The organism is Stenotrophomonas sp. YJH_SMC_69, from assembly GCF_059370495.1.
The window spans coordinates 18,756-42,572 of record NZ_JCAFTS010000011.1 but is presented as its reverse complement, the minus strand read 5'-3'; the positions used below and the strand labels follow the sequence as shown (position 1 = coordinate 42,572).

The 23,817-nt window shown below is 66.9% G+C and carries 23 protein-coding genes and 7 tRNA genes; 11 read left to right on the top strand and 19 right to left on the bottom strand.

Annotated features, from left to right (window positions below; all coding sequences use genetic code 11):
• Nucleotides 1-49: 49 nt before the first annotated feature.
• Nucleotides 50-135 (bottom strand) — tRNA-Leu (locus AC5P8F_RS17315).
• 132 nt (nucleotides 136-267) lie between these two features.
• Here AC5P8F_RS17315 and AC5P8F_RS17310 point away from each other — a divergent pair.
• Nucleotides 268-648 carry a response regulator gene (locus AC5P8F_RS17310; RefSeq protein ID WP_032957303.1) on the top strand — a complete coding sequence of 127 codons (381 nt, stop codon included), beginning with the start codon at nucleotides 268-270 and terminating at the stop codon, nucleotides 646-648.
• A gap of 123 nt (nucleotides 649-771) precedes the next feature.
• Here the strand turns inward: AC5P8F_RS17310 and AC5P8F_RS17305 are convergent, their stop codons facing one another.
• Nucleotides 772-1,728 carry an SOS response-associated peptidase family protein gene (locus tag AC5P8F_RS17305; protein ID WP_049404942.1) on the bottom strand — a complete coding sequence of 319 codons (957 nt, stop codon included), beginning with the start codon at nucleotides 1,726-1,728 and terminating at the stop codon, nucleotides 772-774.
• Between the two features lie 76 nt (nucleotides 1,729-1,804).
• Here AC5P8F_RS17305 and AC5P8F_RS17300 point away from each other — a divergent pair, with 76 nt between their 5' ends.
• A complete protein-coding gene (locus tag AC5P8F_RS17300) occupies nucleotides 1,805-2,221 on the top strand; it encodes a GNAT family N-acetyltransferase (RefSeq protein ID WP_014647532.1) in 417 nt (138 codons plus the stop codon).
• Between the two features lie 101 nt (nucleotides 2,222-2,322).
• On the opposite strand, the gene AC5P8F_RS17295 is transcribed toward AC5P8F_RS17300, so the two are convergent.
• The 7 genes from AC5P8F_RS17295 to AC5P8F_RS17265 form a co-directional block, all read right to left on the bottom strand.
• A tRNA-Glu gene (locus tag AC5P8F_RS17295) sits at nucleotides 2,323-2,398 on the bottom strand.
• A 47-nt stretch (nucleotides 2,399-2,445) separates the two neighbouring features.
• A tRNA-Ala gene (locus AC5P8F_RS17290) sits at nucleotides 2,446-2,521 on the bottom strand.
• Nucleotides 2,522-2,566: 45 nt separating this feature from the next.
• Nucleotides 2,567-2,642: transfer RNA gene (locus tag AC5P8F_RS17285), tRNA-Glu, on the bottom strand.
• A 49-nt stretch (nucleotides 2,643-2,691) separates the two neighbouring features.
• A tRNA-Ala gene (locus AC5P8F_RS17280) sits at nucleotides 2,692-2,767 on the bottom strand.
• Nucleotides 2,768-2,951: 184 nt separating this feature from the next.
• A tRNA-Glu gene (locus tag AC5P8F_RS17275) sits at nucleotides 2,952-3,027 on the bottom strand.
• Between the two features lie 54 nt (nucleotides 3,028-3,081).
• Nucleotides 3,082-3,157, bottom strand: a tRNA-Ala gene (locus tag AC5P8F_RS17270).
• Nucleotides 3,158-3,235: 78 nt separating this feature from the next.
• On the bottom strand, nucleotides 3,236-3,634 hold the full coding sequence (locus AC5P8F_RS17265; protein ID WP_014647531.1) for a heavy metal-responsive transcriptional regulator: 399 nt from the start codon (nucleotides 3,632-3,634) through the stop codon (nucleotides 3,236-3,238).
• A gap of 186 nt (nucleotides 3,635-3,820) precedes the next feature.
• On the opposite strand from AC5P8F_RS17265, the gene AC5P8F_RS17260 reads away from it, so the two are divergent.
• From AC5P8F_RS17260 to AC5P8F_RS17225, 8 genes are all read left to right on the top strand, one after another.
• On the top strand, nucleotides 3,821-4,888 hold the full coding sequence (locus tag AC5P8F_RS17260; protein ID WP_180834939.1) for a GlxA family transcriptional regulator: 1,068 nt from the start codon (nucleotides 3,821-3,823) through the stop codon (nucleotides 4,886-4,888).
• An 81-nt stretch (nucleotides 4,889-4,969) separates the two neighbouring features.
• On the top strand, nucleotides 4,970-5,773 hold the full coding sequence (locus AC5P8F_RS17255; protein WP_032957295.1) for a redoxin family protein: 804 nt from the start codon (nucleotides 4,970-4,972) through the stop codon (nucleotides 5,771-5,773).
• Nucleotides 5,774-5,803: 30 nt separating this feature from the next.
• The gene (gene dsbG, locus AC5P8F_RS17250; protein ID WP_032957294.1) at nucleotides 5,804-6,646 is read left to right on the top strand and encodes a thiol:disulfide interchange protein DsbG; all 843 of its coding nucleotides are present in this window, start codon (nucleotides 5,804-5,806) and stop codon (nucleotides 6,644-6,646) included.
• Between the two features lie 525 nt (nucleotides 6,647-7,171).
• Complete coding sequence (locus AC5P8F_RS17245; protein WP_495228642.1) at nucleotides 7,172-8,605, top strand: DcaP family trimeric outer membrane transporter; 1,434 nt, start codon at nucleotides 7,172-7,174, stop codon at nucleotides 8,603-8,605.
• Nucleotides 8,606-8,681: 76 nt separating this feature from the next.
• A complete protein-coding gene (adiC, locus tag AC5P8F_RS17240) occupies nucleotides 8,682-10,034 on the top strand; it encodes an arginine/agmatine antiporter (RefSeq protein WP_021204506.1) in 1,353 nt (450 codons plus the stop codon).
• Nucleotides 10,035-10,054: 20 nt separating this feature from the next.
• Nucleotides 10,055-12,343 carry an Orn/Lys/Arg family decarboxylase gene (locus AC5P8F_RS17235; RefSeq protein WP_495228640.1) on the top strand — a complete coding sequence of 763 codons (2,289 nt, stop codon included), beginning with the start codon at nucleotides 10,055-10,057 and terminating at the stop codon, nucleotides 12,341-12,343.
• Nucleotides 12,344-12,371: 28 nt separating this feature from the next.
• Entirely contained in the window at nucleotides 12,372-13,274 is a 903-nt protein-coding gene (locus tag AC5P8F_RS17230) for a cation diffusion facilitator family transporter (RefSeq protein ID WP_032957286.1), read from the top strand.
• Between the two features lie 186 nt (nucleotides 13,275-13,460).
• Nucleotides 13,461-13,895: a RidA family protein gene (locus tag AC5P8F_RS17225; RefSeq protein ID WP_075075601.1), complete on the top strand. Its 435-nt coding sequence runs from the start codon at nucleotides 13,461-13,463 to the stop codon at nucleotides 13,893-13,895.
• On the opposite strand, the gene AC5P8F_RS17220 is transcribed toward AC5P8F_RS17225, so the two are convergent.
• The 9 genes from AC5P8F_RS17220 to AC5P8F_RS17180 all read right to left on the bottom strand — a co-directional run bounded on the left by AC5P8F_RS17220 (nucleotide 13,892) and on the right by AC5P8F_RS17180 (nucleotide 21,775).
• The gene (locus AC5P8F_RS17220; RefSeq protein ID WP_049406194.1) at nucleotides 13,892-14,605 is read right to left on the bottom strand and encodes an energy transducer TonB family protein; all 714 of its coding nucleotides are present in this window, start codon (nucleotides 14,603-14,605) and stop codon (nucleotides 13,892-13,894) included. The genes AC5P8F_RS17225 and AC5P8F_RS17220 overlap by 4 nt on opposite strands.
• The gene (locus tag AC5P8F_RS17215; protein ID WP_495220554.1) at nucleotides 14,598-15,398 is read right to left on the bottom strand and encodes a ChaN family lipoprotein; all 801 of its coding nucleotides are present in this window, start codon (nucleotides 15,396-15,398) and stop codon (nucleotides 14,598-14,600) included. The genes AC5P8F_RS17220 and AC5P8F_RS17215 overlap by 8 nt, the downstream gene beginning before the upstream one ends.
• Entirely contained in the window at nucleotides 15,385-17,856 is a 2,472-nt protein-coding gene (locus AC5P8F_RS17210) for a TonB-dependent receptor (protein ID WP_495220555.1), read from the bottom strand. Before AC5P8F_RS17210 ends, AC5P8F_RS17215 begins: the two co-directional genes overlap by 14 nt.
• 64 nt (nucleotides 17,857-17,920) lie before the next feature.
• A complete protein-coding gene (locus AC5P8F_RS17205; RefSeq protein WP_346601874.1) occupies nucleotides 17,921-18,847 on the bottom strand; it encodes a FecR family protein in 927 nt (308 codons plus the stop codon).
• Complete coding sequence (locus AC5P8F_RS17200; protein WP_046431229.1) at nucleotides 18,844-19,353, bottom strand: RNA polymerase sigma factor; 510 nt, start codon at nucleotides 19,351-19,353, stop codon at nucleotides 18,844-18,846. The genes AC5P8F_RS17205 and AC5P8F_RS17200 overlap by 4 nt, the downstream gene beginning before the upstream one ends.
• Nucleotides 19,354-19,476: 123 nt before the next feature.
• Complete coding sequence (locus tag AC5P8F_RS17195) at nucleotides 19,477-19,983, bottom strand: hypothetical protein (protein ID WP_014647517.1); 507 nt, start codon at nucleotides 19,981-19,983, stop codon at nucleotides 19,477-19,479.
• A 99-nt stretch (nucleotides 19,984-20,082) separates the two neighbouring features.
• Nucleotides 20,083-20,307 (bottom strand): hypothetical protein, encoded by a 225-nt coding sequence (locus AC5P8F_RS17190; protein ID WP_014647516.1) that lies wholly within the window; start codon nucleotides 20,305-20,307, stop codon nucleotides 20,083-20,085.
• Nucleotides 20,304-21,005: a glutamine amidotransferase gene (locus AC5P8F_RS17185; protein ID WP_111205925.1), complete on the bottom strand. Its 702-nt coding sequence runs from the start codon at nucleotides 21,003-21,005 to the stop codon at nucleotides 20,304-20,306. Before AC5P8F_RS17185 ends, AC5P8F_RS17190 begins: the two co-directional genes overlap by 4 nt.
• Entirely contained in the window at nucleotides 21,002-21,775 is a 774-nt protein-coding gene (locus AC5P8F_RS17180) for a YggS family pyridoxal phosphate-dependent enzyme (protein ID WP_041863572.1), read from the bottom strand. The genes AC5P8F_RS17185 and AC5P8F_RS17180 overlap by 4 nt, the downstream gene beginning before the upstream one ends.
• A 76-nt stretch (nucleotides 21,776-21,851) precedes the next feature.
• Here AC5P8F_RS17180 and ptsJ point away from each other — a divergent pair, with 76 nt between their 5' ends.
• A complete protein-coding gene (gene ptsJ / locus AC5P8F_RS17175; RefSeq protein ID WP_046431219.1) occupies nucleotides 21,852-23,138 on the top strand; it encodes a MocR-like B6 salvage transcription factor PtsJ in 1,287 nt (428 codons plus the stop codon).
• 102 nt (nucleotides 23,139-23,240) lie between these two features.
• Here the strand turns inward: ptsJ and AC5P8F_RS17170 are convergent, their stop codons facing one another.
• Nucleotides 23,241-23,747: a hypothetical protein gene (locus AC5P8F_RS17170; protein WP_049440952.1), complete on the bottom strand. Its 507-nt coding sequence runs from the start codon at nucleotides 23,745-23,747 to the stop codon at nucleotides 23,241-23,243.
• Between the last annotated feature and the right edge of the window lie 70 nt (nucleotides 23,748-23,817).

Below are 23,817 nucleotides of genomic sequence, written 5' to 3'. Positions count from 1 at the left end.
GGTCCGGGAAATGCAAAAGGCCAGGTCATGGACCTGGCCTTTGATGCAGTGGTGCCGGTGAAAGGACTCGAACCTTCATGGGGTCACCCCCGGCTGATTTTGAGTCAGCTGCGTATACCATTCCGCCACACCGGCAGGCAGCGTGCGAGTGTAACCGAGGTCGGCAGGAGATGCCTAGTAGGAGAGCCTATCAGGGCGGTTCCTGTCGGCATTGGCCCCTTGGTAGCTATACTCCCGACGTGCAATTGCCTCCAGGAGCGGTAGCTGATGACAGTGTTGCAGGACCTGAGGGTGCTGGTGGTCGAGAACGACGAGATGAGTGCGGCCCTGCTGCAGATGCAGCTGGTGCATGCCGGTGCGACTGTGGTCGGGCTTGCCGCGAGTGTGTCCGAGGCCCTGCGGCTGCTGGAGCAGAGCACTCCTGACGTGGCCCTGCTGGATTACCGGCTGGCCCGCAACGAGACCAGTGAGCCAGTGGCTGCAGCGCTTTCGGCGCGTGGCATTCCGTTCGTGCTGGCCACCGGGATGCTGGCCGAGCAGCTGCCTGCGCCGATGCTGGCCGGCCTGTTGCTGGTCAAGCCGTACCTGTCGGCCGATCTGTCGCGGGCGCTGGCGCGTGCGGTGGGACGCTCCAGCGCCAAGGCCTGAGCCGCTCGCCACGCACCGGCAGGGGGAAGCTGCGGGGGCTGAATCCTCACGTCTGCGATGCGCGGCGGCAACCCCTGATCCAGGAGCCCTGCCCACGCGCGGTTTTTCATTCGCGTCCGGCGCTCAGCCCGCTTCCTCGTACACGTAACGGATTTCCTCGCGGTCATCGAGGATGCGGTACTGGCGCGCCAGATCATCCGGTTCGGGGTTGAGCCAGGCGTCCAGGTGTTCCCTGCGGATCGGTACCACGCCGCGGTCATGCCCGGCAGCGGCGACGTCGCTGGGCGGTGTGTCGGTGATCGTGGCAAACGAAAGCAGGCGGCCTTCCGGTCCTTCCCATTCCGCCCAGAGGCAGGCCAGCAGCAGGTCGCGGGGTGGATCGGGGCGGAATTCGAGCACCACGTCCTGCTCCTTTTCGTCGGCACCGAGGCTGCGGCCGGCGATGGCGTGGCGGGGCACGTGCTCGTAGAAAGCCTGCACCACCACCACGCCGTGGCGCAGTCCGAACGCACCCCGCCAGTAACCTTCCAGGCTGTCGCGCCGCGCGTTGTAGGTGCCGGGGTACAGCACGTCGTTGCGCGCCGGCTTGTCCGGCAACCGGCACTGGTAGCGCATCGGCTTGATCACGCGCCGGCCGTTCTCGCTGACCATCACCGGCGCGTAGGTGCCGGGGAAAATGCGGTTGTCGCGCGGCAGCAGCTGCACCCGATGCAGGTCGTCCAGCCGGGCCTGCGCGCGCTCGATGCGGTTGCCAGCCACGCGCAGGTCATTGCGCGCTTTCTGCGTGGGCCGGGTGGCCAGCGTGGCATGGGCAATATCGCGTCGTTCGCGCTGCCGGACCAGTTCAGCCTCCAGCGCCTGCTGCTCCTGCGCATGCCATTGCTGGATCTTCGCCACGATGTCCCGGCCCTGTTCGGTACGCGCACCGGCGAACCCGTCATCCATCGCCTTCGGCGTCTTCGGCCGCTTCTTGCCTGGATCGTGTGCGTACAGTTCGGCGAACTCCTCCAGCGACAGGATGGCGCCGAACTCGCGTACCAGCTTGGCGTAGTCAGCGCGGATCAGGGCGGAATAGCACATGGGACTCTGGGGGCCTGGGTCGCAGCGGCTGCGACGTGGATGCGGCAGGATAGCCCGACCCATCTGGAGATGCCGCATGACTGATTCCATCACCTGCCAGTTCCGCGAAGCCGTGCCCACGGTCGAGGACTACTGCCGGTTGCGCGTGCTTGCAGGCCTCAGTGCCAAGGCCCGGGAAGCGGCCGCCCGCGCGCTGCCCAATACGCTGTTCGGCGTGTGTGCCTACCAGGGCACTGAGCTGGTGGCGATGGGCCGTATCGTCGGCGATGGCGGCTGCCACCTGCAGGTCTGTGATATCGCGGTGCTGCCGCGGTTGCAGGGGCAGGGCCTGGGCAAGGAAGTGATGCGGCGCCTGGATGGCTGGATGCAGGCCAACCTGCCGCCATCGGCGTACGTCAGCCTGCTGGCCGATGGCGAGGCGCATCGGTTGTACGCACAGTTTGGTTTCGCGCCCACGGCACCGGCATCGATCGGGATGTATCGGCGGTTCTGAGCCGTAATCGGGGTGAAGCCATCCACACCATGCGTGGATAGGGCCTTCCCAGGAATCACAGGCAAAGAAAAACCCCGATCGGAGTCGGGGTTTTCAAGAATTGGCGTCCCCACGGGGATTCGAACCCCGGTCGCCACCGTGAAAGGGTGATGTCCTAGGCCTCTAGACGATGGGGACGCACGAAAACTTCAAGTTGTAGAACCTTCGACGGCCTAATGTCGAAGTGGTGGAGCCAAGCGGGATCGAACCGCTGACCTCCTGCATGCCATGCAGGCGCTCTCCCAGCTGAGCTATGGCCCCATGAAACTCCGGATGATCTGCCGGGAGCAGAGTCCGTTTTGAAACTGGCGTCCCCACGGGGATTCGAACCCCGGTCGCCACCGTGAAAGGGTGATGTCCTAGGCCTCTAGACGATGGGGACGCACGAAAAACTTCAAGTTGTAGAACCTTCGACGGCCTAATGTCGAAAGTGGTGGAGCCAAGCGGGATCGAACCGCTGACCTCCTGCATGCCATGCAGGCGCTCTCCCAGCTGAGCTATGGCCCCGTGTTACCGAGCCGCCTATCATACCTGCGTGTTCACGTTTGTGGAAGTTTTTTTTGAACTTTTTTCGTTCCGGTTCGACCGTCGCCACGAGGGCAGGGGAACCGCAACGCCACAACCTGAATGCCGGTAGGCGGTGAACAAAAAAGACCCGGTTATCGGCCGGGTCCTCGTTGTTCGTGATGAGTGGCGTCCCCACGGGGATTCGAACCCCGGTCGCCACCGTGAAAGGGTGATGTCCTAGGCCTCTAGACGATGGGGACGCAATTCTCATCAATGTTCTTTAGCGACCTTTCGACGGCCTAATGCCGAAAGATTGGTGGAGCCAAGCGGGATCGAACCGCTGACCTCCTGCATGCCATGCAGGCGCTCTCCCAGCTGAGCTATGGCCCCACGTCGCTGAGGAGCGAAATAATAGCCTTGCCCCCGGGGGTTGGCAAGCATTTGTTGCACTTTTCTTCACGCGCGTTGCTATGCCGCGTCGTCGGTCAGCGCCGCCAGGATCGGGCACTGATCCAGCGTGCCGTGGCCGGGGCAGGCGTCGACCAGCTGAGAAAGCGCGGTGTGCATGCGCTGCAGTTCGGCCATGCGTTGTGCAATGTCCTGCAGCCGGGCCTGCGCCGTGTCGCGCACACTGCCCATGTCCTGTGAGTGGCGGTCACTGAGCGCCAGCAGTTCGGCGATTTCTTCCAGGCTGAAGCCCAGCGTCTTGGCGCGGCGGATGAAGCGCAGCCGGCGCAGGTCCTGCTCACCGAAGATGCGGTAGCCCCCGGCCGAGCGTGCCGCCGTGGGCAGCAACTGCTGGCGTTCGTAGTAGCGCACCGTATCGATCGGCACGCCGGCCCGGCGTGCCAGTTGACCAATGTTCATGGCGGATTCCTGCGGATGCTGCCGCTCATTGTGAAGCCTTGAGTCTGGTCTAGGGTCAAGGTCTCGTCGCTGACGGCGCATTCAGCGCACTTTGCAACTTTCTTCATAGCCCCACCGTCGTGGCAGTTCCTACCCTGCGCCTGAACCGGCCGCTGGACGGCCTGCAACGAACCGAGGAGATGGTCTGTGGAAGGATTCAGGAACGAAGGATTCGTCGAGGTCGCGGTGGTCGAATACCCAGGAGGCGACCCGTCGGCCGCCTCCGTGCTGACCGAGATGGCACATGTCGCCAACCGGCTTGCCCAGCAGCAGCGCCGTCCGTTCAAGCGTGTCCTGGTGACCCGCTGGATCGTGCCGGCCAGCCAGACCGGCGTGCATCGCATTGCCGGCGCGGAGATGCTCGAGGCGGACATCCCCGCCGTGATCGCCGTGCCTGGCCAGATCAGCCAGGGCGTCTGCCTGCGCGCCGATGAGGTGCTGCTGGATTGGCTGCGCGCGCATTACGACGGTGGCAGTCTGCTGGCTGCCGCCAGCGACGGTGTCAGCATGCTGGCACGCGCCGGTCTGCTGGCTGGGCGCACCGTCAGTGGTCCGGACCTCGGGCGCCATCCGGGCCTGCAGGGGCAGTCGGCCAGCTGGGTACCCAGCGAGCGCGCGCTGGTCGATGACGGCGACCTGCTGACGGTGGCCGGTTCCCAGGCCTGGCGCTTCCTCGCCCTGCGCCTGCTGTACCGGCTGCACGGCCAGGGCGTGGCGAGTTCCGTGGCGCAGCAGCTGGGGATCACGGTTCCGGCGGCGATCCAGCAGGATCTCGAGCGTTTCAGTGCCAACTTCGCCCACGGCGATCGCGACGTACTGAAGGCGCAACGCTGGCTGCATACCACCGCTGCGCGCGGCGCCACGCTCGGTGCGATCTGTGAGATTTCCGGGCTGGAGCCGCGCACCCTGCAGCGGCGCTTCCTGAAGGCCACCGGCCTGCGCCCGATCGAGTATTGCCAGCGGTTGCGTATCGCCAAGGCGCAGACGCTGTTGCAGCAGGGGGCGGGCATCGATGAAGTGGCCTGGGGCGTGGGCTATGCCGACCAGAGCGCATTCCGTCGTCTGTTCCTGCGCATTGTTGGAATGACGCCGGCCAACTATCGCCGGCTGGTCCACAACAAGCGGCGCGAGCGGCCGCTGTTGTCATCGGTGGCAGGCAGCCTGCGCGGGCTGCAACCGGCGCCCGGCATGCAGATGCCGCGCAGCGTGGCCTGATGCCTGCAGTAGGCGTCGCGCTTGCAACCTGGGCGCGACGCTTCGACCATGCAGGTAACGGATGATGGGGCCGGTGGGCTGATGTCGAGTGTGGGACCGGTACCGATGCCGGTGGTGTTGATCCTGATGTGCGTGCTGCTGGCCATGGCGGTAGCACGCCTGTGGCCGCGTCGGAAAGACGGGATGGCAGTGCCTTCCGCGGCCAGCCTGGTTCTGGACATGTTGCTGATCGGCCTGCTGTGCGGACGCATCAGCTTCGTCGCCTTGAACTTCGCGCTTTACCGTGAGGCCCCGTGGAGCATCCTGCAGATCGCCGACGGTGGGTATCACCTTGCAGTCGTGCTGGCTGCGGGCCTGGCGTGGGGCACCTGGCGGCTGCGGCTCTGGCGCGCGTTGCGTGCGCCGGTGCTGGCGGGCGCACTGGTGGGCGTGGTGTCGTGGGTGGTGGGCAGCCACCTGCTGTCAGCCTGGCAGGAGCAGCGGATGCCGCTGCCGGCGGTGCAGGTGGCCGATCTGCAGGGGCGCGTGATCGACCTGCAGCAGTTCCGGGGCAAGCCACTGGTGCTGAATCTCTGGGCCAGCTGGTGTGGGCCCTGCCGGCGCGAGATGCCGGTGCTGGCATCCGCACAGCAGACCCACACCGACGTGCAGTTCGTGTTCCTCAACCAGGGGGAAACCCTGGACGAAGTGAAGGGTTTCATTGCATCCGAACAGCTCCGGCTGGGCAATGTGCTGCTGGACGATACCGCCTCGGCGTCAACCGTGCTGGGTGTGCAGGCCTATCCGTCGACGCTGTTCTTCGACGCCGAAGGTCGCCTGCGTGAACTGCACCTTGGCGAACTGACGGCCGCGGGTCTTGAACACAAACTGCGCCGGCTGCGGTAGCCTGCGCGGGCATCTCATTACGGAGTTCCCATGTTGTCGACTTCCCTGCGCATCGCTCCGGCGGTGCTGTTGCTGCCGGTCATGCTGGCATTGGCCGCCTGCAGCCAGGCCCAGACCCCGCCGGGCAAGACGGCGGCAGCGCCGGCCGCCGGCGCTCCGGCCACCGCGGCCAAGGGTGACCGTCCCGCAGTGCTGAAAGGCATCGAGAAGCACGGCTTCGAAGTCGTTGCCGAGTTTGATGCACCGGGTGGCCTGCGTGGCTTCGCCGGCGTGGTGGGGGGGCAGCAGCCCGCCGCCGCGTACGTGACCGCCGACGGCAAGCATGTGCTGGTGGGCAGCCTGTTCGATGCCGAAGGCAACGATGTGGCCGCCGAGGCGGTGGAGAAGCTGGTCGCTGCACCGATGTCGGCCAAGATGTGGACCAAGCTGGAAGCCAGCGCCTGGGTGCGTGACGGCAAGGCCGATGCACCGCGTGTGGTCTATACCTTCAGCGATGCCAACTGCCCGTACTGCCACAAGTTCTGGGAAGCGGCGCGTCCGTGGGTTGACGCCGGCAAGGTGCAGTTGCGCCACATCATGGTTGGCGTGATCCGCGAGGACAGCCCGGCCAAGGCCGCCGCCATCCTCGCGGCGCGTGATCCGAGCGCGGCGCTGCTGGAGAATGAGCACCAGTTCGACCGTGGCGGCATCAAGGCGCTACCGAGCATCAGTCGCGAGATCGCAGGCAAGCTTGATGCCAACCAGGTCCTGATGATCGAGATGGGCTTCCAGGGCACGCCGGGCATCCTGTTCCAGGATGCACAAGGGCAGGTGCAGCGTCGCGCGGGCCTGCCGCAGGGCGCCGACCTGCAGACGGTGCTGGGTCCGCGCTGATCGCCGCCAACGTCGTGATGTAACCGACAGGCCCGCATGGCAGCATGCGGGCCTGTTGCATTTCGGCGCTCCTGCGGCGGGCGGAGAGGGCAGCAGGGCTGCGCAGCAGCTGTTCGTCGTCACATCTGAATCGTGACTGACATCAAGCATCGCGCCTTGATTCCAATCAAGGTCAAAAACGACAGGCGGATTAGCCTGTTGACGCATGGAATACAGCGTCAACGCGCCATGGATGCCGCGCCAGACATGCCTTGAACCAGGGCGGTCGGCACAGCCATTCACGACACTCTCACTCCCCGATTGTTACCCAGACCGCTGCGGTCGCCACCTCTCTGGCAGCGCGGCCTTGATGGACTCGACACCGGTGCGGGCAGGGCAGTGTCATCGTCCTGTTGCCTGCCGGATGCAGGCTGGCCGGTGTCGTCAACGCAGTATCCGCATTTCCAGCAACGGCAACGCGAGGCCAGGGCACTGTGCGCCTGTATCCGGCCAGCGCGCTGCGAGTGTTTGTCCAGGGAGGATGCAATGCGCTTGGCTGTACTGAGTCTGGCCTGTTCGACCGCACTGGCGATCGCGCCAGCGTATGCGCAGCAGCATGGCCAGGAAGATGCGCAGGCGTTGCGGCAGGAAATCGCTGCCATGCGCCAGGCATTGGAAGGCATGCAGCAGCGCCTGGATCGGCTTGAGCAGCGCGAGGGCTCAGCGCCTGCCGCCGTGGCGCAGGCCCCGACCCCGGCAGCAACGGCGGGCGGCAGCGCCAGCATGCTGCACCCGACCCAGGTGCCGGGCGTGGCGCAACCGGTGCTGCCGCAGCGCGAATCGGTGGCCGATCCCTCAACGGCGGCGTCGCGTCCCGACAGCGCAGCCGGTCCGACCGACCCCGATCTGAAAGGCTTCTTCACCATTCCCGGCACCGATACGGTGATCCGCATTGGCGGCTACGCCAAGCTCGATGCGATTGCCGATTCGCGTGCGGCCGGTGACGAAGATCAGTTCATTCCGTCGTCGATGCCGGTGGGTGGCAGCCATCGCGATGTCTCCAATTTCAACATCCATGCCAAGCAGACCCGCTTCAGCTTCGAGGCGCGGCGCCCGACCACGCACGGCAACCTGCGTTTCTACCTGGAGAACGATTTCTACGGCAGCAGTGAGGGGTATGAGTTCCGCCTGCGACACGCCTATGGACAGCTTGGCAACACCTATGCCGGCTATGGCTACTCCAGCTTCATGGACCCGGACAGCCTGCCCGATACGCTTGACTTCGCCGGGCCGGGCGGCGCCGGATACCTGCTGGTGGCGGGCATCCACCACAGTTTTGCGATAGGCAAGGGCAACACCCTGACCGTCGCTGCTGAAGACCCGAAGACTGAACTCGCCGGCGCCAGCGATGCTCGCACGGCAGTCAACCGCCTGCCCGATGTGACCGTGACCGCGCGCCTGGAGCGCGACTGGGGCCACCTGCAGCTGGGCGCGGTGGCACGCAGCCTGGCCTACGACGGCGATGGCGAGCGCGACCGGCGCATGGCCGGTGGCCTGCAGCTGAGCGGCTCGGCGTCAGTGGGCGAGCGCGACCTGCTGCTGTTCGGCGTACTCGGCGGGCGCGGCCTCAGTCGCTACACCGCCGACCTGACCGGCTCCGGACTGGACGCAGTGGTCGGTGCCGATGGCCGCCTCGCCGCGTTGGACCTGCACGGCGGTTTCGTCGGCTACACCCATTACTGGTCCGCGCTGTGGCGCTCCAACCTGATCTTTGGCCAGCTGACCCTGGAGCGCAACGCCGCACTCGCCGCTGATGCATTCCGGCAGAGCCGCTACGGCGTGTTCAACCTGATCTGGAGCCCGGCGCCGTCCTGGACGATGGGCATGGAGCTGCTGTACGGCCGGCTGGAACAGCAGGGCGGCGCACGCGGCGACACGGTCCGGGTGCAGGGCAGCCTGCAATACAACTTCATCAAATAGACGCCAGCGGTCGTACGCCAGCGTAACCGTCCCCACGCCCGGTGCTGCCGGGCTCATGCCAGTACCGGAGATCGTCATGGCAGAAGCAAAGAAAATCGGGGTGGTCGGAGCCACCTTCCTCGTCGCCGGCAACATGATGGGCTCAGGCGTGTTCCTGTTGCCGTCCAGCCTGGCCAAGATCGGTACCGCCTCGATCTGGGGCTGGCTGATCACCACCGCCGGTGCGCTGCTGCTGGCCTTCGTGTTCGCCAAGCTGGGCAAGCTCGCACCCAAGGCGGGCGGTCCCTATGCCTACGCGCGCGACTGGTTCGGGCCGTACATGGGCTTCCAGACCAACACCATCTACTGGTTCGCCAACTGGATCGGCAACGTCGCCATTCCGATCGCGGCGGTGGGCTATTTCAGCTATTTCTTCCCGATCCTGTCCGAGCCGCTGGTGCGTTGCATCGCGGTGCTGGTGCTGGTGTGGGCACTGAGCTTTGCCAACGTGATCGGTCCGGCCTTCGTCAGCCGCGTGCAGACGGTCACCACCAGCTTTGCGTTGGTGCCGATCCTGGGCATCGCCATTTTCGGCTGGTTCTTCTTCGATGCCGACATCTTCAAGGGCGCCTACAACGTGTCTGGCGAGTCGAACTTCGGTGCGATCTCGAGCGCCGCGGCACTGACCCTGTGGGCCTTCATCGGCGTCGAGTCTGCATCGGTGACTGCCGGTGTGGTCGAAAATCCGGAGAAGAACGTCGCCCGCGCGACGCTGGCCGGCGTGTTCCTGGCTGCCATCGCCTACATCGCCAGTTCGTCGGTGATCATGGGCATGGTGCCGAACGCGGAACTGCAGGTGTCCGACGCACCGTTCGCGCTGGCGGCGGCCAAGGCGGTCGGTGGCTGGGGCGGCGCGCTGGTCAGCCTGTGCGCCTTCATCGGTGCCGCCGGCTCGCTGGGTGGCTGGATCCTGCTGACCGCGCAGAGTGCCAAGGCAGCGTCGGATGACGGCCTGTTCCCGAGCATCTTCAGCAAGACCAACAAGGACGACGTGCCGGTCAAGGGCGTGCTGATCGTGGCGGTGCTGATGACCCTGGCGGTGCTGGTGACCTCCACCTCGGAAACCGCGTCGGCCCAGTTCGACGTGATCACGTCGGCGGCCGTGGTGCTGACCCTGCTGCCCTACATCTACTCGTGCGTGGCGTGCTACTTCGTGGTCGAGCGTTCGCACACCCTGGTCCACACCGGTGCGTTCTGGACGCTGACCAGCCTGACCGTCGTGTACTGCCTGTGGGCGATCTACGGCTCGTCGGGGACCATCGTGCAGTACGCCTTCCTGTTCGTGCTGTTCATCACCGTGTTCTATCCCTTCTTCAGCGAGGAGCGCCGCCAGCAGCGGCAGCGCGCCCGCGAGGCCTCGGCGATCAGCGCCGGCGCCCGGCATTCCTGAGTTCGACAAGGAGAATCAACGTGTACTTCAAGTCCCTGGACTACCCGGTCATTGTCATCGACAACGACTACGAGTCGCCGCGCATCGGTGGCATCCTGATCCGTGCGCTGGTGGAAGAGCTGCGCAGCAACGACCAGCGCGTGCTGTGCGGGCTGAACCTGGATGACGCCCGGGCCGGTGCCCGCACCTACGTGGCGGCCTCGGCGGTGCTGATCTCGATCGATGGCAGCGAAGAGGTGGATGGCGAGTTCCAGCGCCTGACCGCCTTCCTGCGCGAGCAGAGCGCGCGCCGTGCCAATCTGCCGGTGTTCCTGTACGGCGAGCGCCGCACCATCGAGAAGGTGCCGAGCAAGCTGCTCAAGTACATCCACGGTTTCATCTTCCTGTTCGAAGACACCAAGAGCTTCATCTCGCGGCAGGTGATGCGCGCGGCCGAAGACTACATGAAGAACCTGCTGCCGCCTTTCTTCAAGGCGCTGATCCATCATGCGGCCGAGTCGAACTATTCCTGGCATACGCCGGGCCATGCAGGCGGCGTGGCATTCACCAAGTCGCCGGTCGGCCGCGCATTCCATCAGTTCTATGGCGAGAACACCCTGCGCAGCGATCTGTCGATCTCGGTGCCGGAGCTGGGCTCGCTGCTCGATCACACCGGCCCGATCAAGGATGCCGAGAACGAGGCGGCACGCAACTTCGGTGCCGACCACACCTTCTTCGTCACCAATGGCACCTCCACCGCCAACAAGATCGTCTGGCATGGCACGGTGGCCCGCGGCGACGTGGTGTTCGTTGACCGCAACTGCCACAAGTCGCTGCTGCACGCGCTGATCATGACGGGTGCGGTGCCGGTGTACTTCACGCCCAGTCGCAACGCGCACGGGATCATCGGCCCGATCAGCCTGGACCAGTTCACGCCGGAGTCGCTGCAGCAGCGCATCGCGGCCAACCCGCTGGCCAGCCAGGCGTACAAGGCCGGTTCCAAGCCGCGCATCGCGGTGGTCACCAACTCGACCTATGACGGCCTGTGCTACAACGCCGAGAAGATCGCCGACGAGATCGGCAGCGCGGTCGATTTCCTGCACTTCGACGAAGCGTGGTACGCCTACGCCGCGTTCCATCCGTTCTACGAGAACCACTACGGCATGGCCAAGGGCAAGCCGCGTGAGCAGGATGCGATCATTTTCACCACGCATTCCACCCACAAGCTGCTGGCTGCGTTCTCGCAGGCGTCGATGATCCACGTCCGCAACTCGGCGCAACGCAACCTTGATGCCGAGCGCTTCAATGAGTCGTTCATGATGCACACCTCGACCAGCCCGCACTACGGGGTGATTGCCGCCTGTGACGTGGCCTCGAAGATGATGGAAGGCGATGCCGGGCGCTCGCTGGTGCAGGAAATGCATGACGAGGCAATTGCCTTCCGCCGCGCGATGCTGCACGTCCGCGATGATCTCGGTCGCGACGACTGGTGGTTCAGCGTGTGGCAGCCAACCCAGGTCGAGCGCAGCCTGGACAAGGGCGATACGCCGGCACCGCTGGTGGCCAAGCGCGAGGAGTGGTACCTGCGGCCGGACGCGCACTGGCACGGCTTCGAGAACCTGGTTGACGGCTATGTGTTGATCGATCCGATCAAGGTGACCCTGCTGACCCCGGGCCTGGCAATGGACGGCAGCATGGGCAGGCTGGGCATCCCGGCGGCGGTGCTGAGCAAGTTCCTGTGGGGCCGCGGCATCACCGTGGAAAAGACCAACCTGTACTCGGTGCTGTTCCTGTTCTCGATGGGCATCACCAAGGGCAAGTGGAGCACCCTGGTCACCGAGCTGATGGCGTTCAAGGAACTGTACGACCGCAATGCGCCGCTGAGCCAGGCACTGCCGACGCTGGCCGCCGATTATCCGAATGCCTACGCCGGCTGGGGCCTGCGTGACCTGTGCGACGCGCTGCATGCGTTCAACCAGGAATTTGCCGTGGCCAAGGTGATGCGCGAGATGTACGTGGACCTGCCGACGCCGGTGATGACCCCGGCCGATGCCTACAACCACCTGGTCAAGGGCGAGATCGAGCGGGTCGACATCGAGCAGATCAGTGGCCGCATCGCGGCGACCATGCTGGTGCCGTACCCGCCGGGCATCCCGACCATCATGCCGGGCGAGCGCTTCGGCGACAGCGACGAGCCGATCATCCAGTCGCTGCGCATCGCCCGCGAGCAGAACGCCCGTTTCCCGGGCTTCGAATCGGACGTGCACGGGCTCATCATCGAGCAGGAGGGTGATGCGGTCTCGTACAAGGTGGAGGTGCTGAAGGCCTGACCCGTAACGGTCGGCTCATCGGCGAACGATGGATACCGCGCGCGAGCAACGCATCCTGACGTTCTCGATCGGGGTCACCCTTGCGGTGAGCGCGGTCGGCTTCGGCGGTGGCCTGCTGGTGGGATCGCAGGCCATCCTGTTCGACGGCGTGTACAGCCTGGTCGACGTCGCCCTGACCCTGGTGTCGTTGTCGGTGCTGCGGCTGGTGGCGCGGGAACAAAGCCCGCGCTTTCAGTACGGCTACTGGCACCTGGAGCCGATGGTCGAAGCGCTGGGTGGTGTGATCCTGTCGCTGGCCTGCGTGTATGCGCTGGCCAACGCGGTGATCGGCCTGACCACGGGCGGGCACGAAGTGAAATTCGGGCCCGCGCTGTGGTGGGCGGCGCTGCTGAGTGCCAGCAACCTGGCGATGGCGGCGTTCGTTGCGCAGCGGGCGCGGCATCTGCGCTCGGCGCTGTTATGGCTGGATGTGCGTGGCTGGCTGCTGGGCGGGTTGATGAGCCTGGCAGTGGTGCTGGCCTTCGTGTTGGCGCTGGTCCTGCACGGTGGTGAGTGGCACCATTGGGTGCCGTACCTGGATTCGATCGTGCTGGCATTGATCAGCCTGGCGATGCTGCCGGTGCCGGCGCGCAGCGCGTGGAAGGCCATGCGCGAAGTGCTGCAGGTGGCGCCGGATGATCTGGACCGGCGCGTGCAGCAGGTGATGCAGGCGTTCGTGGCCGAGCGTGGCTATGCCGGTTTCACCAGCCATGTGGCGAAGATGGGGCGGATGCGCTTCATCGAGATCCATGTATTGGCTGACCCGATCACGCCGCTGGGGTCGGTAGGCGAAGTCGATGCGATGCGTGACGAGATCGCGGTGCGGCTGGATGCTCGGGGCAGTACGTTCTGGCTGACCATTGATTTCACGGCAGACCCGGCGTGGACGTGAGCCGTGAACGGTAGAGCCGAGCCCCATGCTCGGCTGCCATTCGCGCTGAGCAGCCGAGCGTGGGCTCGGCTCTACACGTGGGCACGATCGTTGCGCATGGCGGACCGGACTGTTGCAGCGGATCGGTTTGACCTCAACTCTGGTTGAGGTCGCAGACTGCCTCGCATTCCCCATGAGGCATGCGGCATGAACCTGCTGACCACCCCGGACCTCAGTCACGGCCTGCTGGAGCTGTTCAATCCTCCCGGCCTCTACGACCCTGCCGCCAATGGGTACTCACACGTGGCCGTGGTGCGGTTGCCGGCGCGGGTGATCCATATCGCCGGGCAGGGCGGTGAGGATGCCGATGGTCATCTCTCCCCCGGCTTCGGGGAACAGGTCGAGCAGGCACTGGACAACCTGCAGATCGCATTGCGTTCGGCGCAGGCCAGCCTGGCCGATGTCGCGCGGTTGCGAATCCTGGTGGTCGACCACGACGAGGACCGGCTGGGCATCATCGCCCGGCAGGTACGGCGGCGTTGGCCGAACGGCGCAGCGCCGACCTGCACCCTGATTCCTGTGCCACGGCTGGCGCTGGACGGCATGCTGTTCGAGATCGAGGCGGAGGCCTACGCCGCCTAGCGCAGGTAGTACTCCACCGGCACCACCAGTTCCTGCGGTGCCTTCATTTCCATGGGAATGGGCGGCAGCGGCTGCGCGCGGCGGAACGTCTGCAGTGCGGCGTCGTCGAGCATCGGTTGGCCGCTGGACTGCTCCAGCCGCAGGGCCTGCAGGCGTCCCTCGCGATCGATGCTGGCCCTGACCCAAGTCGTTCCCTGCTGCCGGCGCGAGCGCGCGACGGCGGGGTAGTAGCGATAACGCTCCAGCCGCGCCATCAGGCGGGCTTCCCACTGGTCGCTGGCGGCGCCGGCCTGGAAGTCCGCCGGTGGTGCGTCGGGAGCGGGCGGCGCGGCCGTGATCGATGCCGGTGCGGGACTCGCATCGGTCACGGCCGCAGGCGGGGCGACCGGCAGGGCTTGCCGGCCAGGGCCACCGAGCTCGCTGGCGGCCACCTCGCCCTCGCGCGCGGCGGTGGGCTTTGGCGGAGGGGGCGACTTCGCCGGTTGCGACGCGCGCGCCTGCTGCGCCTGGCTGGGGGTGTCGGCCAGGCGCTCTTCGACCGGCTGGGGAGGCGTAGCCGGTGCCAGCAGGCGCAGGCTGATGCGCACATCCTGCTCAGGCGGCGGCAGCAACGGTGGCGCGGCCATCCAGTGCACCAACAGCAGCAAGGGCAACAGGTGCAGGCCGATGCTGATGGCAATCGCCTGCCAGTGTTGGCCGCGTTCACTCATCGCCCGGCACCCACAGCAGATCGGCGTCGGCCGCATCGACGCCTTCGTCGGGTGACGCAAGCGCGATCACCAGTGCCGGTACCTCCGGTGGCAGGTAGCCCGGCACGCCGGTGCCGCGCAGTACATGCCAGCGGCCGGCCACCAGCAGCGCGGGTGCAGGGGCTGCGGTCAGTGCCTGTGCCATGCGGGTGTCGCGGGCCTGTTGCACGGCCAGCATCCCTTCCAGCATCGGTGCGGCGTCTGCGTGCTGGGCCAGCACCACGGCCGACAGGCGTTGCCGGGCGGTGGGCATCGGAAACCGCACCGACGTGTTGGAGGCAAGCAACGCATTGACCTCGGCACGCGACAGGTTGCCGCCGAACAGGGGGATGCCGGCGGCGGTGGCGTCCTGTACCAGCCCGCCATAGGTGGCCCATGTCCAGCGTGTATCCCAGCCCAGCAGCGCCTGCAGGCGCGCACCATCGGCATGGTTGCCCTTGGCCAGCCAGCGCTGCACCCGCTGCAGGCGCGGTTGGCGTTCACTGGCGATCATCTCCATCACCAGCGCGCCTTGTGGACGCTGCCGTTGCAGCGCGTGCAGCAGCCAGCGCTGGGCGGCGTGGTCACCGGCCAGGTCGTGGCGTTCGCCCAGCAGCAGCCGCGGGGCGTTCGCTGCACGCTTCACGAACGCGGCTTCGTCCAGGCGCTGCCCGCTGGCCAGGTCGATCACCGTGCCGGGCATAGGCTGCGCGCTGGCGATTGCGGCCAGTGCGAGCAGGCACAGCGGCAGCCAGCGACGGCTAGAACGCCACATTGACGCCCATCGAGACGGTGCGGCCACGGCCGTTGCCGCGGTCCAGGATCGGGCTGAAGATGCTGTCGATCGAGGCATTGTTGTCATAGGCCTTGTTCTGCAGGTTTTCGATGTTCAGCCACAGCGTGGTGTTGGGCTGGGGCTTGAAGCTGGTGTAGAAGTCGAGCAGTACACCGGTACCGCCGGTCCTGCGGGTCTGGAAGAAGTCGTAGCCTTCTTCGGTGGGCCCGGAGTATTCGGCGCGCAGGCCGGCCTGCACGCGCTGCTGCCACCAGCGGCCGCCGACATCCAACGTCCAGAAGCGGTCGGGCAGGGCGGTGATGTCTTCCAGGTTGACGAATTCGATGGCAGGCGCACTGGTGCGCGAGCGGGTCCAGCTCAGCGTGGCGTGGTAGTGCGCGCTGGCGTAGTGCGCTTCCAGCTCGATACCGCGCATGCGCACCACGCCGGGGTGGTTCATCCAGCGCGTGGTGGTGCTGAAGTCGTCCACGTCCAGGGCATCGGTCCAGGCAGTGAGCTGCTGATCGCTGTCGATCGGTACCACGAAAGGCCCCACCTCCGGCGGGTGCACGATCAGCAGGTACTGCGGCTTGATGTAGTCGCGGATGCGGTTGTCGAAGCGGGTGACGCGCAGCTGCGCCAGGTCACCGTCGGTCAGCAGCGAGGAGGCGCTGAGGTTGGCGCCGAACTGCAGGTTGCGCGAGCGCTCACGGCGCAGGAACGGGTTGGCACCCACGCCGTCGGCATCGCTCATGCCTTCCAGCGGGATCTTCTCGAAGAACATCTCCTGCACCCGCGGCGGGCGGGAAGTACGCGAGGCTTCGGCGAACAGTTGCAGCCAGTCGGTGGCCTGCCACGATACCGCCAGGCTGGGGCTGAGTGCGCGCTGGGTACGGCGCACGTCGATGCCGCCGCCGTTGATCTCGGCGCACTGGCCAGGCACATCCGAGCACACCGGGACGTGGCCGCGGATGCCATAGCGATCCTGGCGCAGGCCTGCAGTCAGCGCGTAGATGTCGTACTGCAGTTCCAGCGTGCTGAACACGCCGTCCAGCTGGCTGCGGCCCTGGGGGTTGGCGCCGCGCAGGATGGGGGTGTCGGCCACGTAGACGTCCGACTGGTGCTTGATGCCGGTGTTCCAGCGTGCCTGCAGTGCACCGATATCGAAGCGGCTGGTGTTGTCGAGCGTCCAGCTGCTCAGGCTGGTGTGGGTGCGGCGGCCGATGTAGCTGGAATCCTCCACGGGTGGATAGAACAGCCGGGTCTTGTTGCCGGCGAAGGTCGCGCGCAGGTCGATCCACGGCGTGTAGGGCGTGTAGTGGTAGCTGGCGCGCTGGTTGCGTGCGGAAATCTGCCACGGGTAGTTGTGGTAGAAGTCGTTTTCGTAGCGCATGTGGCTCAGGTCCAGCCGATGCTGGTCACTGGGCTGCAGGCGTGCTTTCAACAGCCAGCTGCTGGGCTGCTGGCTGCCGGGGTCGGCATTGTTCTTCTGCCCGCGTGCCGTGGCGTACTCGCCGCTGCGACTGCTGCTGGCAGCGGCCAGCAGGCCGAACTGGCGGTCACCGCCGTCCTCGCTGTGGCGCCATGCGCCGGCGAAGGTGCGGCCGCTGCCATAGCCGTTGCTGCCATGGCGATAGCCCGCACGCAGGCCCCAGTCACGGCCTTCGCCGAGCAGGTCGTCGATGTCCAGCGTGCGGAAATTGGCACTGCCGGCCAGCGTGCCGGCACCATCACCACCGGCGACCGCACCGCGTTGCACGTCCACACCGGCCAGCAGGAAAGGGTCGACGTAGGCGAACGGACCGCCGGAGCCATGGCCCGCGTTGTTGCGGAAGGTCTGGGTGACACCATCGATCATGGTGTTGACCCGCCCGGCGCCGGTCATGCCGCGGATGTTGACCTGCAGGCCGGGCTGGCTGCGCGAGTGGAAACTGTGGGTGCCGGGCATCGAACGCAGCAGGCTGTTGCCGTCCTGGCGTTCGGCCATCGCCACGCGCTCGCTGCCGACGGCGGGCGCAAAGCCATCGCGGGCCGCCGGGACATACTGGCTGGCGCCTGCACCGGGGGAATGGCCGTGTGCGATATCGCCCTGTACGCGCAGCGGGCCGGTTCGACGGCTGCCATCTGAGGGGGCGGCCGGCGCCGGTTCCAGGGTGGCGCGGCGCGCGTCGATGAAACGGGGGCGCAGGCCGCTACCGGCCAGCAGGCGCGACAGGGCCTGCGCGTCGTCGAACCGTCCGCGTAGTGCCGGCGCCGTCTGGCCGCCTGGCAATGCCGCGCCGATCACCAGATCGACACCGGTCAGCCGGCTGTAGGCATCCAGCGCGCTGGCCAGCGGTTGCGCAGGAAGATCGAAGTGACGGGAGGCGGCCTGCGCGTGTGCGCTGGCAGGTAACAACGGAAGCGGACCGGCGCAGGCCAGTGACAGGGCGAGGACAAGGGGACGGTGAAACAGCATCGGGAGCTCCAGGGGCTGACGCAGCGCGTCGTCATCCTGGGTAGACGCAGTGGCAGGGCCGATGTCAGGGTGCATCGCGATGTTCCCTGCGTGGCGGCAGCCACACCTGCACGCCCGCGCCCAGGCGCAGCACGCGTACATGCAGCTGCGTGGCCAGCTGGTCGCGGCTGCGCGCCGCACCGTCTGCACTGCCGAGCAGGGTGACCGGCTGCTGGCGCAGGTGTGCGCCGATGATCCAGGTGTGGCCGCCATGCCAGCGATCCAGGCCCTGGGTGACCTCGGCCAAGGGCGTGGAGACCCAATGCAGGCGACGCTCGCGCCAGGCCAGGGCACTGTGGCTGGCGGCCAGGCCGATGATCGGTGCCTGTCCATCGAAGCGCAGCTGCTGCCCTTCGATGGCCTGCTCACTGCGGGTGCCGCTGTCCACACGGACGCGATGCTCGGTGACGGTGACCACGCTGTCGTTGTCCTGCACGGCAAGGTCGAAGGCCGTGCCGAGCGCGGTGACCATGCCGTGCGTCGTATGCACCTGGAACGGATGCTGCGCATCGGCGGCTACCTTGAACCAGGCTTGGCCGTGCTGCAGCTGCAGCTGGCGGCGCTGTGCATCGATGCGGACATGGACTTCGCTTCCGGGTGACAGCAGCACGTGCGAGCCGTCCGGCAGTACTTCTTCACGGATCTCGCCTGTCGCCGTGCGCATCACCTGCGCGGCCGGTGGTGCGGCCTGGCGGGTATACAGGCCCAAGACGCAAAGCAGCAGCACGGCAGTGCCGGCGTCGCGCAGGTGCCGGCGCTGCCGCTTGCGCTGATGCCGCTGCAGGCTGGGCGTGGCATCACCGGCCTGCCAGAGCGCCTGCAGGTGCTGGTACTGCGCGGCGTGGCGGCAATCGGCGTAGTACCACTGGTTGAAGGCACGCTCGTCGCGGCCGCCGTCGTGGCCGTCCAGCCACCAGCGCGCGGCCTCGCGCGCGATCGCCTCCGGGCTCATGCGCCGGGTACCTGCTGCAGCGCCACCAGCGCACGCAGCAGATGGCCGTGCGCGGTCTGCCGGCTGATGCCGAGCCGGCGGCCGATCTCGGCCAGTGCCATCTGCTCCACCCGGGCCAGCAGGAATACCTGGCGCGAGCGCGGTGGCAGCGCGGCGATGATCGCGTCGAGATGGCGCAGCTGTTCGGCGTCCAGCAGGTGCTGCTCCGGCAGCGGCGCAGGATCGGCGAGGGCGTGCAGTTGGGCATCATCCAGCGCTTCCTCACGACGGCGCTGGCGTTGCCGGTAGTGATCGGCGATCAGATTGTGGGCGACGCGGTACAGGTAGGCGCGGCCGTTGCTCAGCAGGCCGCTGGCGGCGACCTTGAGGACACGCAGCCAGGTTTCCTGGACGACGTCATCGGCGTCGCTGCGTTGCGGGAGTTTACGGCGGACATGGGCGTGCAGCGGCCGGTAATGGGCCGCGCACAGCTGCGCGACATCCGTCGGTTCGACAGGCGTGGACACGGGGCGGGCGACAACTGGGAAAGGGAACAGCCCGCGGCGGCAAGGGCAGCGGCTGCACCTTACAGCAAAAGAGAATCATTTGCATCTATCGATGGGCGTGACACGCCTGCCCGGGACGGGAGATCAGCGCGGGCGATAATCGCAGTGGATCTGCAGGGCTTCGGTGGGGTTGTGATGCAGCTTGAAGCCGCAGCGCTGCAGGCTGCGCTTCACCCGCGCGACCGCTTCGGCATGGCGGGCGACGCGACGATCCTGCCAGCGTGGCGGGGTGAATACGCCCACGGGCAGCAGCCGTAGCCGCTTGCCGTGCAGTACCAGCGAGACATCGATATGACGGCCATCGATGTCGTGGCCGTTGGCGCCGAAGATGGCATCGACCTCATCATGGCGTTGCGGATAGCAGGCCCGGAACAACGCGATACCGAGCCAACGCACGCCACGACGGAAGCTGCCGAGCCGGCTGTGGCTGGGTTCGAAGCCGCGCGTGAGCAGCAGTCGCAGCCCGGCAGGCAGCATTGCCTGCGCATCGAGCAGGCGTTGCAGTACCTCTTCTTCCAGTTGGATACGGGTGGAGGGCCAGCGCGGGGCGACCAGCAGCCCGTGGTGGCTGCCGCGTTGCAGGGTCAGCATGCGTGAAGCTTCGCACGCGGGCGAACAGCCGTGGTAGTGCCGGCCGCTGGCCGGCCAGATTCGGGTGCCGGCCAGCGGCCGGCACTACCGTGACGATCGTCAGATGTCGCGGTACTGGATCTGCGAAGCCAGTACGCGCAGGCCGTCGGCATTGCTGGACAGGATGCGCTCTTCGCCGACACCTTTCTGCCGTTTCAGCTGGAAGCCCTGTTCGGCAGGCAGCTGCGCGGCGATGGTGTCCATGCGTTGCATGGCATCGGGGCCGCTGCAGTCGAAGTGGCCCCAGTGGGCGCCATCGCGGTGGATCTGCAATCGGTAGTTCATTGCGGTGTCTCCGGCAGCTCCTGCAGCCAATGGTCGAACATCGCGGTGGCCGCCGCCGCCAGCGGTGCACCGTAACGGCGTGCCTGGGCGCGAAGATCGTTCGGATCGATGCCGGCCTGCGCCAGCTCCAGGGTGTGGCCGATCAGCCAGCGTTCGAACTGGCGGGCATCCAGTTCCGGGTGGCATTGCAGGGCCAACGCATGGCTGCCCATGGCGAAGGCCTGGTGGCGGCAGGCCGGCGTGCTGGCCAGGCGACGTGCACCGGCCGGGAGTTCGAACGCCTCGCCATGCCAATGCAGTACCGGAATGCCCTGCAGGGACTGCAGCGGAGAACGCTGGCCTTCATCAGTCAGCAGCAGCGGCGCAAAGCCGATCTCCTTGCCGCCACTGGCGGCGACGTCGGCACCGAGTGCGCGCGCCATCAGCTGCGCGCCGAGGCAGATGCCCAGCGTGGGCCGTTGCTGCTGCAGCCGACGTTGCAACAACGCGATGCTGTCGTTGAGGAAGGGATAGCGATCAACATCGTTGACGCTGACCGGGCCGCCCAGCACGACCAGCAGGTCGGCGGTTTCGGCCGGATCGAGGGTGTCGACACCGGCCTGCAGCACCTGCAGCTGCCAGCCCTGTGCCGACAGCAGTGGCTGCAGGGTGCCGAGGTCTTCAAAGGCGACGTGTTGCAGGACGACCGCGTGCTTCATGCGGAGGCTCCATTGCTGGGCCAGTAGAAACTGTCCGGGGTGGCGCGTGCGCCGAAGATGGCCTGCCCGACGCGGACCACGGTGGCACCTTCCTCGATCGCCACTTCGAAGTCTCCGGACATGCCCATCGACAACTGCGAAAGGTCGATGACGGGAGGTGCAGTGCGCTGCAGCTGGTCGCGCAGTTCGCGCAGGCGCACGAAGCAGGCACGCACGCGCTCGACCTCCGGGGTGAAGATGGCCAGCGTCATCAGGCCGCGCACGCGCAGGCGATCGAACGCTGGAAGCTGCTGCACAAAGGCCTCGACGGCAGCGGGTTCCAAGCCGTACTTGCTGGGTTCGGCGGAGGTGTTGACCTGCACGAACACATCCAGCGTGCGGTCTTCCAGCTGCAGGCGCTGCTGCAGTGCTTCGGCCACGCGCAGGCTGTCCAGCGCCTGGAACTCGCTGGCGAAGCGCGCCACGTAGCGCGCCTTGTTGGTCTGCAGATGCCCGATCACCGACCAGTGCACGCCAAGATCGGCCATCGTCTCGGCCTTGCGTTGCGCCTCCTGCACCTTGTTCTCGCCCAGCTCGCGGCAACCGGCGGCCACCGCCATGCGGATGCGGGCGTCATCGACGGTCTTGCTGACCGGCAGCAGGCGCACGCTGGCCGGGTCACGGCCGACGCGGGCGCAGGCATCGGCGATGCGTTGGCGCACCGTGACCAGGTTGGCGGCGATCTGTTCAACGGACTGGGCGACGGGCCAGTCGGCAGCGGCAAGGGGCATGCGGGCACCTCCAATGCAGGGTGGCCAGGGTGGGATACACTGGCACAGGACAAGAGATATTTTGGCATAGGACAAAATGAAAATCACCGGGCACAGCGCCGAGTCGATCTTCGACAGCATCCGCGACGGCATCGGCAAGGGCCGCCTGCCGGCCGGTAGCGTGCTGCCGCCGGTGCGTGAACTGGCCGAGCAGCTGGGCGTGAACCGCAACACCGTGGCTGCTGCCTACAAGCGCCTGGATGCGGCGGGACTGGCCAGCACGGCGGGCCGCCGCGGCACGGTGGTGCGTGGCCTGCCGCCGCCGCTGGCGCGCGAGGGCAGCACCCCGGGGCTGGCGCTGCAGGACCTGGCCGGTGGCAACCCGGATCCGCGCCTGCTGCCGAACCTGCGCCTGACCCCGGCGGCGCCGCGGCTGTATGGCGTGGGTACGGTCGACACGAGGTTGCAGGCGCTGGCACGCGCCTCGCTGGATGCGGATTGCCCCGAGGGATATGCGCTGGAGCTGACCCATGGCGCCGTCGATGGCATCGAGCGCCTGCTGGCGGCGTGGCTGCTGCCGGGTGATCGCATCGCGGTGGAGGATCCATGCTTCCTCGGCAGCCTCAATGTGCTCAATGCGTCGGGTCATGCGCCGTTGCCGGTGGCGGTGGATGCCCAGGGCATGCAGGTCGAATCGCTGCGGCAGGCGCTGGAGGCTGGTGCACGTGCGGTGCTGCTCACCCCCCGGGCGCACAATCCGACCGGGGCCAGCCTGGATGCGAAGCGGGCGCGGGCGTTGCGGCAGTTGTTGGCGGCGTACCCGCAGGTAGCAGTGCTGATCGACGATCACTATGCGCTGCTCTCGCAGCAGGCCTATCACTCGGTACTGCCGCTGGATGGGCGGCGCTGGGCGCTGCTGCGTTCGTTGTCCAAACCGCTCGGCCCCGACCTGCGGCTGGCCTGGCTGGCCTGCGATGAAGAAACCGCGATGCGGTTGCGGCTGCGATTGGCATCCGGTATCGGCTGGGTCAGTCACCTGCTGCAGGACGCGGCAACCTCGGTGCTGGCGTCGTCAACGCAGCGGGCGAAGATCGCCTCGGCAGGCGAGCGTTACCAGCAGCGCCTGCAGTCGCTGCAGGAACTGCTGCGCGCGCGTGGCGTGCCGACGCCGCTGCCGATGGAGGGATTGAACCTGTGGCTGCCGTTGCCGGGCGACAGCCATCCGCAGGTGCTGGCGCTGGCCGCGCGCGGATGGCATGTGCGCGCTGGCGAGGTGTTCGCGGTGGCGGCGCCGGCACATGGCCTGCGCATCACCTGCGCGGCGCTGGGCGCGGCGCAACTGCGGCCGCTGGCTGACGACCTGGCGGCGGTGTGCGGTCTGTAGCGTCGAGCGATGCTCGACGTTGCTTCGCCTTTGTAGAGCCGAGCCATACTCGGCTGCTGTTGGTAGAAGCAGTCGAGCATGGCTCGACGCTACAGAAGCAGATCAGGGCGCGGCGTTGGCGCCCGGGCGCACGTAGTGGGACTGGCCGCTGTCATCGACGAACATCAGTTCCGGCTTGCCCTGCCATGAGGTGAGCATGGCGCCGGTGTTGTTCTGGTGCTTGACCATCAGGCTGGCACCACGGTCCGGGTTGGCCACCACCTTGAACACTTCCGTGGTGCCATTGGCATCGTCCAGGGTCAGCACGGCTTCACCGCCGCGATCGCTGGTGCCATAGCCCCCGCGTTCGGAGCCATCCGGGCCGAGCAGGATCAGGCCGGACAGGGCGGTAGCGCGCGGCCCCTGGATACGGCCCCGGCTGAGGGGGTCGGGCACCGGCGCGCCTAGGATCACCCGGGGTTGGCCCGTGCCATCGTGGATGATCAGCCCTCGCGCTTCGATGATGCGCTGTGGCGATTGGCTGCGATGCAGGCTCCAGGCGGTCCAGCCGGAAACCAGCAGGGCGAGTGTGGAGACCACCAGCGTGGTCAGCAGCAGTGCGCGCGGCATCGTGTCGTCCTTCCTTGGATGCAGCGACGATAGCGGATGCGGGCGACCGATGGCCAGTTCATTGTGTGAC